Below are 13,584 nucleotides of genomic sequence, written 5' to 3' on the forward strand. Positions count from 1 at the left end.
CCCTTAAAGGTCTTGTTCTGTCGCGAAACGTTGTAGATAGTGAGGTCCACCTGCTTTTGGCCCAGTACCGGATAAACCCTGACCACCAAAAGGCTGTACGCCCACTACCGCACCAACTTGGTCACGGTTGATGTAAAGGTTACCAACGCGGGCACGGTTAGCAATGCGCGCACAGGTGGTTTCGTTACGGCTGTGTACACCCATGGTCAGACCAAAGCCAGACTGGTTGATGGTGTCGATGATCTTGTCCAGATCACGGGCTTTATAACGAACCAGGTGTAAAATTGGCCCGAATTTCTCGTCGCTTAATTGATCAATACTGTCGATTTCGAACGCAGTTGGCGCCACAAAGGTACCTTTATCGGCAAAATCAGGTAGATCTGATTGTGCGATTAACTTACCAACCTTGCTCATGTGTTCTATGTGTTCAAGCAACATGGCTTGAGCCTTATGATCAATTACTGGACCCACATCGGTACTGTGTAGATAGGGTAGACCAACGCTTTGCTCTTGCATGGCGCCCTTGATCATAGGAATCACACGATCGGCGATGTCTTCTTGCACAAACATGACACGAAGTGCAGAACAACGTTGACCTGCAGAAGCAAAAGCTGAGCGAACCGCATCTCGAACCACTTGTTCTGGTAACGAAGTAGAGTCAATGATCATGGCGTTTTGACCACCGGTTTCTGCGATCATAGGCACAGGTGGTACATCACGTGCTGCTAGGGTGCGGTTGATCAATTGTGCTGTTCCGGTTGAGCCGGTAAACGCCAAACCAGCAATGCGAGGATCGCTAGTCAAAGTCGCCCCTACGCTCGCACCATCGCCTGGTAGCAGGTGCAGTACATCGCCTGGTACGCCGGCTTCATGCAGTAATTCAATAGCGCGTACAGCAACCAAACTGGTTTGCTCCGCAGGCTTGGCAATTACAGTATTACCGACTACTAAAGCGGCTACCATTTGACCGGTGAAGATGGCCAATGGGAAGTTCCATGGACTGATACAGGTAAAGACACCGCGACCTTTCAGTTGCACCAATTTTTCTTGGCCTAAGAAGTCGGTGTATTTGTGTGGCTCAGCAAAGTTACTGCGCGCTTGTTGCGCGTAGTAACGGCAGAAGTCGACCGCTTCGCGTACTTCATCGATGCAGTCTTGAATAGTTTTGCCCGCTTCTCGGTGACACAAGGCCATCAATTCGGCGTAATTGGCTTCCATCAAATCAGCCGCTTTTTCTAAGCAATCAGCACGTTCTGAGGCAGGTCTTGCTGACCAAGTAGGGAACGCGGCTTGTGCTAGGTCAATGGCTTTGACTACGCTTTCTTGATCTGCCCAGTCGATTTCACCAACTTGTAAAGAGTGATCATAGGGGCTCTTGATTTGATGAGTTAAGCCGGTATTTCGTTTTTCACCGCCCACGATTGGGTAAGCTCGCCATTGCTGATTCTGCCCCATAAAAGCATCCACTTGAGCTTTGAAAGGTTGCCATTCAGATTCGATCTCAATGTTAGGGCCAAATGAATTTTTGCGATCAGCAAACAGTTTGCTCGGTAAATTAATATGCGGATTGGCCAAAGACTGACGACCTTCAAGTGTGGTGACTGGGTGATGAACCAAGTCTTTAATCGGGTATTTGGCATCGATCAAACGGTGTACGAAAGAGCTGTTAGCACCGTTTTCCAATAAACGGCGTACTAAGTAAGGTAACAAGTCTTTGTGGCTACCGACAGGTGCATAAATGCGTACACACAGATCATTTTCTTTGATTAGATGATTGTACAGAGCGTCCCCCATACCGTGTAGACGCTGGAATTCGAACTCGTCATTTGTTGCGCCTAATTGTTTTGCCAAGCAACTGATGGTCGCTATAGTGTGCGCGTTGTGACTGGCAAATTGCGGGAAAATGTTGGCGCGAACAGGTGGACTTAACAAAAAGTGAGCACAAGCCAAATAGGATACGTCTGTGGCTTCTTTGCGGGTATAAACGGGATAGCCATCAATGCCCTTTTGCTGACACAGCTTAATTTCAGAATCCCAATATGCGCCTTTTACTAAGCGTACTGGAATACGGTCACCTTGTTCTTTTGATAGGGCAGCAAGCCAGGCTAATACTGGCAATGCACGCTTCGAATAGGCTTGTACTACCAGACCAAATAAGCCCCAGCCTTGAGTGACTTCATCACGATAAAGCTTCTCAAACAGATGCAAAGACAATTCCAAGCGATCTGCTTCTTCGGCGTCAATGGTAATGCCAACGTTCAACGTACGTGCTTTCTGAATCAGCCCTTTGACATTGTCAAAAAGCTCCGTCATGACGCGCTCTTTACTGCCTACTTCGTAACGAGGGTGCAAAGCGGATAACTTGATGGAGATGGTGGGACGATGACCTTTGTTATAGGTGTCTTTACCCACGGATTCTACCGCTTGCTGGTAGGATTTCAGGTATTTAGCCGCATCGTCAGCGGTCAGGGCGGCTTCGCCTAACATGTCGAATGAATAGGTATAACCTTTGTCTCGGTAGCTTTTTCCGCGCGATAAGGCTTCGCTGATGCTGCGGCCAAGTACGAATTGATGCCCCATGATTTTCATTGCCTGATTCATGGCTTTACGAATCACAGGCTCAGAAACACGATTGATCATGCGGTTTACCAAGTTCGCTGGTGTGCCGTCTTGACGCTCGTCCATGGTGACAATTTTGCCTGTTAGCAATAAGCCCCAAGTAGAGGCGTTGACGAAAAAGGAGTCTGAGTTTTGGGTGTGAGAAGCCCAGTCGGCGACACTCAATCTGTCTTTGATAAAAGCATCAGCGGTTTCTTTATCTGGCACACGCATTAGCGCTTCCGCTAAGCACATGAGCAAGATGCCTTCTTTCGTATCTAAGCTGTACTCTAGCAACAAAGCATCAATCATCGACATGCTGTCGTCGTCTTTGCGCACTTCGGCAATCAGCTTAGAAGCCGCTTGAGTGTGAGATGTCAAGTCGGCTTCCGTCGGTTTGGCCAATGGCAAAAGCTCTCTCAGCCAGCTTTCTTCGTCTGCTTTGTATAGAGGGGAAATGAGTTGCCACAACTCATTTAATGGCTTCTCGATGAAGTTAGGTTGTAATACCTCAATCGCTTTAAACATGACTGTTTTCTCCCGCGAACAGCGAAGGTCAAAAGCGTGTTTGACCGCTGCACATTGTTATAGAGCACATGACACTTGAGGAGTGACTGTTGTTTGTAAAATTCGTCAAGCATATGTCTGGATAATGGGCACACTTTAGTGACAGAAGGGGGAAACTGTCTTTCGAAAAAGTCGTTTTTTTTTATAAAAAAATCTGGCTCAAGCTTGGAGATAAAGGATTTTGACGACGAAAGTGAATTTTTACATGAAATTTTTGAGATAAACCTGCCTGTCACACAGTTAAGGCTAGTATAAAATCAAGATTTGTCTATTTTAGGTTGCCGAACTGCTTTTGATAGCGCAGAGGGGTGATGCCTAAGGTTTGTGAAAACACATTGGTCATGGCACTTTGGCTGGAGAAACCACACATTTCTGCCACTTGAATAGGAGGAAAACCGTCGCGCAATAGGGTTTGAGCACGTTCGATACGCTTACGCATCAGGTATTGATGTGGTGTCATGCCGGTACGCTCTTTGAATCTTTCATGGAACTGACTGACGCTCAAAAAGCAAAAATTTGCCAACTGATCTATGTGTACTTTGCGTGATAGGTTCAATTCGATGAATTGGTCGAGTTTGTCTATATCCAGTTGATTGCCACGGGTACGCATATCCTTGCTGTTGACCTGATGGCGAATGGCACTCAATAAGGTGTTACCACAGGCACGAGCCAATATGGGGTCGTCTGGATACTGTTGTAATTCACCGGACAACGCCGACGCCAGAATTTGCAATCGCGGGCTGAGTTCAAAATAGGCCGCTTGATCGAAAATGCGCGAGACAATTTCATACTCTTCATCCGTGATGCTTTTTTGTGGTGGCACAGGTAGATTGACTACCATGATGCGGTTTTCACCTAGACCGGCAAAAGCATGTGTGTTTGCTGAAGGTAAGATGCAACCTTCACCAGAGTGCAGCTCTTTACTTTTGCCCTGAATATCAAAATCCGTATTGCCATCCAGCACAATGACCAACTGATGGTAATCATGATCATGGGCATCTGCTTCGTTGGGCAAACTAAATACATCGGATTCAGACGAAGTCAAAATTCACCTATTGGGTCATACGTAAAAAGGAAAGTATAGCCCCGTTAGATAGGCTTTGATAGAGAAGTGTTAACCTCAGATAACGCATAGATAGTGTAAGCTAGCAGCAAATAGCAAAAGACGCCCTGTTAGAGAGCGTCTTATATAGCGGATTTGATGGGGCTGTTTAAGCTTCGACTTGAATGACTAGGTTACCCAAAGCGCCAGATTTCAAAACGTCTTCGTGGGCTTGAGGTAAGGCTTCTAAGGCATAGGTTTGACGAATGACGGGTTTAAACATACCCTTTTCAAACAAAGGCTTGAGGGCTTTCGCAATCAGCGCCAGTTCGGCGGGTTTGACATTGGCCAGCGCCACTCCCATCACAGCAGCATCGCGCGCCATTAAATCTCGCGGATTGATTTCCACCGTTCCCCGGTTACCAACCACTGCCACACGGCCACCAAAAGCTAAAGCTTTTAGATCTTGATCCAGGTTATGGTTTGCCAACATTTCAATGATGACATCAAAGCCTGTTTCAAGGGATTGGAATGGCGCTAAATGACCGACTTCATTATGCATAATGACGGTTTGTACGCCTTGTTCACGCAATAGTTTAGCGCCTTCTTCACTGCCAGCACTGGCAACCACCTCCATACCAGACGCTAATGCCAGTTGAATTGCTGCAATACCCACTGCACCTGTGCCACCATGAATCAAGACTTTATCGCCCGTTTTGGCATTAGCGCGACCAAACAGTGCTCGATGTGCTGTGGTGTAAGGTATGCCCAAACAGGCGCCTTCAGCAAAACTCAATGCGTCAGCTAATGGGTAGGTGTGTGTAGTAGCACACACACAATACTCTGCCGAGGAGCCCGTCAGATTGCGGCTAAAGTATACACGCTGACCCACTTCAAAACCCCTTACAGCACTGCCAACTTTGACTATGGTTCCTGCACCGTCAGAGCCTGGCGTATGTGGAAAATTGGCAGTGTAGTTGTTGGTGCCAGAACGAATGTAAGTGTCAACTGGATTGACGCCAGCAGCGCCCACTTTTACCAGAATTTGTTCTTCGTTTATTTCTGGCTGAGCCGCATCAACCAGTGCCAGTGCGCTGGCTGGACCATAAGCTTGAATTTGCATTGCTTTCATAATAATTATCCTCAGTCTGCGTAGACTTGTTCAGGCAACCAGGTTGCCAGATCTGGCCAGATAGACAGCATCAGTAAGACCACTAGCTGGATGATAATAAAAGGTAAAACCCCTTTGTAAATGGATTGGGTTTTGACCTCTGGTGGCGCAACACCGCGTAAATAAAACAGCGCAAAACCAAAAGGTGGAGTCAAGAAAGAGGTTTGCAAGTTGATCGCCATCATGATGCCCAACCACACAGGGTCAAGACCCATGGCCAACAATACGGGCGCAACAATGGGCACCACCACAAAGGTAATCTCGATGAAATCTAGAATGAAACCGAGGAAGAACATCAATAGCATGACGACTATCATGGCACCAACCACCCCACCTGGGAGCTGAGAGAAGAAGTCTTCAATTAATTCTTCACCGCCAAACCCTCGGAAAACCAAAGAGAATAAAGAAGCACCGATTAAGATCATGAACACCATACAGGTGACTTTGGTGGTGGAGTAAACCGCTTCTTTTAGAGTTGTAAGACTCAGTTTACCGCTTAACAAAGCCAACACTGCAGCACCTAAAGCACCCACCCCAGCGGCCTCGGTTGGTGTTGCTATACCGGTTAAAATGGATCCTAGTACCGCGAAAATCAGAATCAAGGGGGGCATTAAGCCTTTGAATAATTGCAACGCCATTGGTTCAGTGGCGTTGCCGCGTAATTCTTCGCGGGGTACTGCAGGGGCTTTATGCGGCTGTAGCCAAGCAACCACAACAACATACAGTATGTAGAATACCACCAGTATCAAACCTGGAATTAAGGCACCAACAAATAAATCCCCAACCGAAATGGTTTTAGGAGAGAAAATACCCATTTGCAATTGGGCTTTTTGGAAGGCGTTGGACATGACATCGCCAAGCAGTACCAGCGCAATCGAAGGAGGAATAATTTGCCCTAATGTACCGGTTGCACAAATAGTCCCTGTGGCTAACGCAGGGTCGTAACCTCGACGTAGCATGGTTGGCAATGAAATCATCCCCATGGTAACCACAGTGGCACCGACAATACCGGTACTGGCGGCCAATAGCATACCCACAAGAATCACCGAAATCCCCAAGCCACCGCGAAGGGTGCCAAACAGCATGGCCATGGATTCTAATAGCTTTTCTGCTAATTTGGATTTTTCCAGTAGTACTCCCATGAGTACGAAGAGAGGGACGGCAATCAGGGTTTCGTTGCGAACAATACCAAATAAACGGTTGGGTAAAGCTTCGAGGAAAACACTATCAAAGGTGCCGAACAGAGAACCAACACCAGCAAAGATCAGCGCGGTGCCACCCAAAGAAAAGGCGACCGGGTAACCAAAAAGTAAGCAGATACACACACCTGCAAATAACCATAAAGGTAAAAATTCCACCATGAGTTAAGCTCCCTTTGTGGCGCGGATTACGCCTAGATTCTTAAGAATATCTGCGAAGCCTTGAATAATAAGGGTCACCATCATAATAGGGATCAAGGTTTTCAACAGATAAACGAAGGGCAAGCCACCCGGTTCTTGTGATGTTTCTAGTACGCGCCAAGAAGCACCAACATATTCTAAGCTCAGATACCCTGTGTATAAGGTAAAAGGGAGTAGGAAGAAAAGTCCGCCAATCAGATTTACCCAGGCTTTTTTAGTCGCACTAAAGTCACGATAAAATACATCCACGCGAACGTGTTCGTCGGCTTTGAATGTGTATGCTGCACCCAGCATGAAGACCAAGGCGTGAAAATACAGAACGGACTCTTGTAAAGCAATCGAGCCAATACCAAAACCATAGCGTAATATTACGATGAGGCAGGTAAGGAGCATCATCAGTAGTGTTAGCCAAGCAACGCATTTTCCAGTGTATTCAGAAATCGCCTCAGCCAAACAAATGAGTTTGTTAAACATGAAAGTACCCACAGTTTTTATTCATTATTGTGTTGGATTTGTCCCCACAGAAAAATCCGTCAGTAAGTCTATTGGATAACATTTCGCTTGAAAACTAAATGGCCAATATAAGTCATTGGAAATTCAGTATTTCCAAATAAAAAACGGATTTTCTTTTAAATGGGTAGGATTTTTGTGGTTTTTTAATTTTTTCTTCTATGATTTTTATGACGACTTTTGTTTGGCGTGATTGCTGACGTGGTTGCTAAAGACATTTTTTGTAGACTTCATTTCCAGTTCGTAACCTGTGTAAGGTATTTTTTCGGAAATATTTCAATCTTTAACATTTTTGTCACATTCGCCTTTTATAGTGAAAAACATAAGAAGAGCTATGGGTATTTGCCCATAAATATTTGATTATAACCACTGAGGTTTATGTGATGAAAAAACTAGTTGCAGGTCTAGCAGTAACAGCAGCGGCATTAGGCGTTTCAGTTAACGCTGTTGCAGATGTTGATCCGAATCTGATGTCATACAGCAAAGCAAGTGGCGTTTCTGGCAACATTTCTAGTGTTGGTTCTGATACATTAGCGAACTTGATGACATTATGGGCGGAAGATTTTAAGCGTCTTTATCCGAATGTAAACATTCAAATTCAAGCGGCTGGTTCTTCTACTGCGCCACCAGCTTTGACAGAAGGAACGTCTAACTTCGGTCCTATGTCTCGTACTATGAAAGATAAAGAAGTAGCGGCTTTCGAGAAAAAATATGGTTACAAGCCTACGGCTATTCCAGTTGCGATTGATGCTCTAGCGGTTTTCGTTCACAAAGATAACCCAATCAAAGGTTTGTCTCTTCCTGAAGTGGATGCCATCTTCTCTTCTACTCGTAAGGGTGGCCATAAAGAAGACATCACTAACTGGGGTAAAGCTGGTCTAACAGGTGCTTGGGCGAACCGTGATATCCAATTGTTCGGTCGTAACTCAGTATCAGGTACTTACGGTTACTTTAAGTCAAACGCATTGTTCAAAGGTGATTACAAAAACTCTGTAAACGAGCAACCTGGTTCTGCTTCTGTTGTACAGTCTGTTTCTACGTCGCTTAACGGTATTGGTTACTCTGGTATCGGTTACAAAACCTCTTCTGTACGTGCGTTACCTCTAGCGAAAAAAGAAGGCGATGCGTTTGTAGCAGCAACACCTGGCAATGCAGCGACTGGTAAGTACCCACTGTCTCGCTTCCTATACGTTTACGTAAACAAGGCTCCGAACAAGCCACTAGCACCACTAGAGCGTGAGTTCGTTAAGATGGTACTTTCTAAAATGGGACAAGAAGTGGTTGTTAAAGACGGCTACGTTCCACTACCAGCAAAAGTGGCTGACAAATACCTATCTACTCTAGGTATTAAATAAGCAGTCGCTGAAGCGAGCTTATAAAATGGTTTTAAAAGTAGGAGGGCAGAAACGCTCTCCTACTTTTCTCTGTTTTGTAGGTTGTCACAAAAACGTCACACAAACAAAGATGAAAGCGGATGACTAAATCAACTGACCATCAGATGCCGGAGCTGGACTTCGATACCCCAGCCTTAAAGCGTCATCGTAAAATTCGCGCCCTCAAAGACCGTATTGCCGGTATGGGCATCGCAGTAGGAGGCAGTAGCGTTATCCTAGCTGTACTGCTGATCTGCTTTTATTTACTTTATGAGGTTGCCCCTCTTTTCTCTAGTGCCAGCATTGAACCTCAAGCCAGTTACAGTTTACCTGCCGAGAATCAAGGTGAAAGTCTGTATTTAACCACTGAAGAGCAGGCCGAAGTAGGCATGCGAGTGGCCAGCAATGGCAACATCATTTTCTTTTCTGTCGCCGACGGCAGCATCATTAAAAGGGTAGAGAATTTACGCACTGAAAAAGTAACGGCTTTTGCTGTGGAGTCTGATACCAGTCATTTGGTGGCCTTTGGTTATGAAGACGGTAAAGTGGTCATCGTAAAGCACGTTTACCGTATCACTTATCCAGATGGCGTTCGTAAGATCACGCCAGATGTGGAATACCCTTACGGTGAAGAAGCCATTGATGTAGCGAATTTCCCAATTGAATTGATGTCCTTTAGAGACGGTGAAGACGGCTTTACCATAGCGGCCATAGGTGATCAGCAAACAGCAGTGACCAAAGTAACTAAGGACGTGAACTTCATTACTGAAGAAGTGGAGTTGACGGAAGAGCGCCAAAGCTTTCCTTATGTAGCAGACGTTGTCAGCCTATTGATCAGTGGTGATCAGCGTTATCTATATGTTGCAACGCATTCTGGTGAGTTGAGCGAGTTTGATTTACGTGACTTTAGCGACATTCGTTTGAAGGACGAAATTTCTTTGTTTAGTGACGATGCCAAATTGGTATCCATGAGTTATTTACTCGGCCAATCTTCTATCATGGTGGCAGATTCTACTGGTCGTGTGAGCCAATGGTTTAACGTACGTGACGATAATACTAACGAAGAGAAATTGACCTTTATCCGCGATGTGAAACAGCCTGTCGGTTTGGTTGGCATGGCAATGGAACAACGTCGCAAAGGTTTTGCCACCTTAGATGATCGCGGTATGGTGGCTATTTATAACGCCACTTCAGAGCGTCAAGTGATTGACGAAAAGCTGAGCGACAACACGGCGCGCATGATCAGTTTTGCGCCACGTGGGAATGGTTTGTTATTGGAAGATAGCAAAGGTCTGCATTTCTACTATGTGGATAATGAGCACCCTGAAGTGTCTTGGTCCTCTATCTGGGGGAAAGTATGGTACGAAGGCTATCAAGAGCCGACTTATACTTGGCAGTCCTCTGCAGCCAATAACGATTTTGAACCTAAGTACAGCTTGATGCCATTGGCATTTGGTACATTAAAAGCGGCGTTTTATGCCATGTTGATGGCGGTGCCATTAGCGATTTGTGGTGCCATTTATACGGCCTACTTCATGGCACCAGCATTGCGTCGTAAAGTGAAGCCTGTGATCGAGCTTATGGAAGCTTTACCGACCGTTATTTTGGGGTTCTTGGCTGGCTTGTTCTTTGCGCCTTTCTTAGAAGAAAACCTAGCGGCAACCTTTAGTGTCTTGGTGGTACTGCCTGTTGGTATTTTATTGTTTGCCTACCTATGGTCACGTTTACCACAAAACATTCGTTGGTTAGTGCCTGAAGGTTGGCAGCCACTGTTGCTGATTCCTGTCATCGTATTCTTGGCTTGGATGTGTTTGGCCTTGAGCCCAACCATTGAATTGAACTTCTTTGATGGCAATATCCGCGGCTGGATTACCAATGATTTGGGCATCACCTTTGACCAACGTAATGCTTTGGTAGTGGGCTTTGCCATGGGCTTCGCGGTCATTCCGACCATCTTTTCTATTACCGAAGACGCTATTTTCAGTGTGCCGAAAGCTTTAACGCAAGGGTCTTTAGCGTTGGGTGCAACTTACTGGCAAACCATGGTTCGTGTGGTATTACCCACTGCCAGCCCAGGTATCTTCTCGGCCGTTATGATAGGTATGGGGCGTGCTGTTGGTGAAACCATGATCGTTCTGATGGCGACAGGTAACACACCAATCATGGACATGAACATCTTTGAAGGTATGCGTACTTTGGCGGCGAATTTGGCAGTAGAAGTACCGGAATCTGAGGTGGGCAGTTCACACTATCGTATCCTCTTCTTGGCGGCGTTTGTGCTCTTTATCTTTACCTTTGTGGTAAACACAGTCGCTGAAACCGTGCGTCAGCACCTACGTAAGAAATACGGGTCGCTATAATGAGTACTGATATGAAAATGAAGAAAAAATCCGTATCTGAGTGGGTCAAATCGGGTGATCCTTGGGTATGGTTAAACGCGGGCGCGGTAGCGATTTCTGTCATCATGGTAATTGGCTTGTTATTGTTGATTGCTGTACGTGGCTTAGGTCATTTCTGGCCTGCCGATGTGGTGGAAGCGCGTTACGAATTGCCGGGTACGCAAGCTTACAACATAGTTGCTGAACGTGTTGAAAGTGTTGAAGTGCCAGCAGCGCAATTGCGTGAAGCGGGCATTGATATTCCTGATCATCACAAGTTAATGGAACGTACCCTAATGAAAACCGGTAACCGTGATGTCTACGGTTCGGATTTCCGTTGGGTAATTGATGAGTACCTAACAGACGTAATGCGTCCAGAAATGCTATTCACTGCGGAGCGTCATGAATGGGGTAACTTATACGGTTTCCTAAAAGCGGTAAAACAAGAAGGCCAAGTGGTATCAGAAACGTCTGACCTGACACCAACGGAATCCTCTTTGGCGACTTGGAATGCGTTTGAACAAAGTATTGAGCGTGCTACGGCTATTTATGAAGACATTCATGAGATAGAGAAAACTGACATAGGTAAGATTAACTATGCTCTAGAGCGCATTCGTCTTGAACAGCGTCGATTGGAGCTAGAAGGTAAATTAACACCTCAAGCCATTGCGGATTTTGCCGCTGAACGCAGTCAGTACGATGAAGAGTACAAGCAACTACAGCAAGACTTGATTGAGCTTTACAGTAAGATCAATCGTGACACCTTCGTAGTGCAAGTGATGGATGGTTCAGAGCATGAATTACCTGTTGCTAAGGTTGTGCGTGCATATCGTGCTAACGCCATGAATGTTGGGCAAAAAGTAGCGTTCTATTTCGCAAAATTATGGGAATTTCTCTCCGCTGAGCCTCGTGAAGCCAATACCGAAGGTGGTGTGTTCCCTGCCATTTTCGGTACTGTAATGATGGTTTTGCTGATGACGGTTTTGGTCACGCCATTTGGTGTGGTTGCCGCTGTTTATCTACGAGAATACGCCAAGCAAGGGGTATTAACACGTACCATTCGTATTGCCGTAAATAACTTAGCAGGCGTTCCTTCTATTGTTTATGGTGTGTTTGGCTTAGGTTTCTTTATTTACTTTTTAGGATCCGGCATTGATCAGGCCTTTTTTCCAGAAGCCTTACCTGCTCCAACCTTCGGTACTGGTGGTTTAATGTGGGCTTCTATTACCTTGGCCTTATTGACGGTACCTGTGGTGATTGTGGCAACCGAAGAAGGTTTGTCACGTATTCCTCGTAATGTACGTGAAGGCAGCTTGGCATTAGGCGCAACGAAAGCCGAAACTTTGTGGCGAGTGATATTGCCAATGGCGAGTCCAGCCATTATGACAGGGGTCATTCTGGCGGTTGCCCGTGCAGCGGGCGAAGTGGCGCCATTGATGTTGGTTGGTGTGGTGAAATTAGCGCCATCCTTACCTCTGGATGGAAATTACCCATACATTCACTTGGATCAGAAATTTATGCATCTAGGTTTCCATATTTATGATGTAGGTTTCCAAAGTCCAAACGTGGAAGCGGCACGTCCATTAGTGTACGCAACAGCTTTATTGTTGGTCGTGGTGATTGCTTTGCTGAACTTAGCAGCGGTGACCATCCGAAACCACCTACGTGAAAAATACAAATCGCTGGAAATGTAAGCGGCGGAGAAGAGATTATTATGAGCGACGTAAAAACACATTCAATTGATATTTCAGCGATGCAGCGTAGTCAGCAGGCTTTGCGTATTGAGGACGAAAACGTTTGCCTTTCAGTGAAGGATTTACACCTGTTTTATGGTGAAAAAGAAGCACTTAAAGGTATAGATATGATTATACCTGAAAAAAAGGTGACAGCCTTTATCGGACCTTCTGGTTGTGGTAAATCCACACTTTTGCGTTGTTTCAACCGTATGAACGACTTGGTTGATTCTTGCCGTATCACAGGTCAAATTAACCTACACGACGAAAACATATATGCCAAAGGAACGGACGTAGCGGAATTGCGTCGCCGTGTGGGCATGGTGTTCCAAAAGCCGAATCCATTTCCTAAAAGTATCTATGAAAACGTCGCTTATGGCTTACGCATTCAGGGTATTAATAAAAAGCGTGTCTTGGATGAAACGGTTGAGTGGGCATTACGCTCAGCGGCCTTGTGGGATGAAGTCAAAGATCGTCTGCACGAGAGTGCGTTAGGCATGTCTGGTGGTCAGCAACAACGTTTGGTTATCGCTCGAACAGTGGCGGTAAAACCTGAAGTATTATTATTGGATGAACCGGCCTCCGCCTTGGACCCGATTTCAACACTGAAAATTGAAGAGTTGATTCACGAATTAAAAAATGATTTCACTATCGCCATCGTGACGCACAATATGCAGCAAGCCGCACGTGTATCGGATTACACGGCTTTTATGTACTTGGGTGATTTGATCGAGTTCGGTGACACTAATACCTTGTTTACTAACCCTAGTAAGCAACAAACGGAAGACTACATCACTGGACGCTACGGTTAG

General features: G+C 45.7%; 9 protein-coding genes. 4 read left to right on the forward strand and 5 right to left on the reverse strand.

Annotated features, from left to right (window positions below):
• Positions 1 to 3: 3 nt before the first annotated feature.
• The 5 genes from putA to ACXAH2_RS11945 form a co-directional block, all read right to left on the reverse strand.
• Positions 4 to 3,126, reverse strand: coding sequence for a bifunctional proline dehydrogenase/L-glutamate gamma-semialdehyde dehydrogenase PutA (gene putA, locus ACXAH2_RS11925; protein ID WP_475078754.1), 3,123 nt, complete (start codon positions 3,124 to 3,126; stop codon positions 4 to 6).
• A 307-nt stretch (positions 3,127 to 3,433) separates the two neighbouring features.
• On the reverse strand, positions 3,434 to 4,210 hold the full coding sequence (locus ACXAH2_RS11930; RefSeq protein ID WP_475078756.1) for a helix-turn-helix domain-containing protein: 777 nt from the start codon (positions 4,208 to 4,210) through the stop codon (positions 3,434 to 3,436).
• 166 nt (positions 4,211 to 4,376) lie between these two features.
• Entirely contained in the window at positions 4,377 to 5,339 is a 963-nt protein-coding gene (locus tag ACXAH2_RS11935; protein WP_475078758.1) for an NADPH:quinone reductase, read from the reverse strand.
• Between the two features lie 11 nt (positions 5,340 to 5,350).
• Positions 5,351 to 6,739, reverse strand: coding sequence for a TRAP transporter large permease (locus tag ACXAH2_RS11940; RefSeq protein ID WP_475078760.1), 1,389 nt, complete (start codon positions 6,737 to 6,739; stop codon positions 5,351 to 5,353).
• 3 nt (positions 6,740 to 6,742) lie between these two features.
• Positions 6,743 to 7,252: a TRAP transporter small permease subunit gene (locus ACXAH2_RS11945; RefSeq protein ID WP_475078762.1), complete on the reverse strand. Its 510-nt coding sequence runs from the start codon at positions 7,250 to 7,252 to the stop codon at positions 6,743 to 6,745.
• 419 nt (positions 7,253 to 7,671) lie between these two features.
• On the opposite strand from ACXAH2_RS11945, the gene ACXAH2_RS11950 reads away from it, so the two are divergent.
• From ACXAH2_RS11950 to pstB, 4 genes are all read left to right on the forward strand, one after another.
• Positions 7,672 to 8,643, forward strand: a complete 972-nt coding sequence (locus tag ACXAH2_RS11950) for a PstS family phosphate ABC transporter substrate-binding protein (RefSeq protein WP_475078763.1) — start codon at positions 7,672 to 7,674, stop codon at positions 8,641 to 8,643.
• Between the two features lie 119 nt (positions 8,644 to 8,762).
• Complete coding sequence (locus ACXAH2_RS11955) at positions 8,763 to 11,021, forward strand: ABC transporter permease subunit (RefSeq protein ID WP_475078765.1); 2,259 nt, start codon at positions 8,763 to 8,765, stop codon at positions 11,019 to 11,021.
• 11 nt (positions 11,022 to 11,032) lie between these two features.
• On the forward strand, positions 11,033 to 12,733 hold the full coding sequence (pstA, locus tag ACXAH2_RS11960; RefSeq protein WP_475078766.1) for a phosphate ABC transporter permease PstA: 1,701 nt from the start codon (positions 11,033 to 11,035) through the stop codon (positions 12,731 to 12,733).
• Positions 12,734 to 12,753: 20 nt separating this feature from the next.
• On the forward strand, positions 12,754 to 13,584 hold the full coding sequence (gene pstB, locus ACXAH2_RS11965; protein ID WP_475078768.1) for a phosphate ABC transporter ATP-binding protein PstB: 831 nt from the start codon (positions 12,754 to 12,756) through the stop codon (positions 13,582 to 13,584).

Source organism: Marinomonas sp. ABL3_031, from assembly GCF_056161265.1.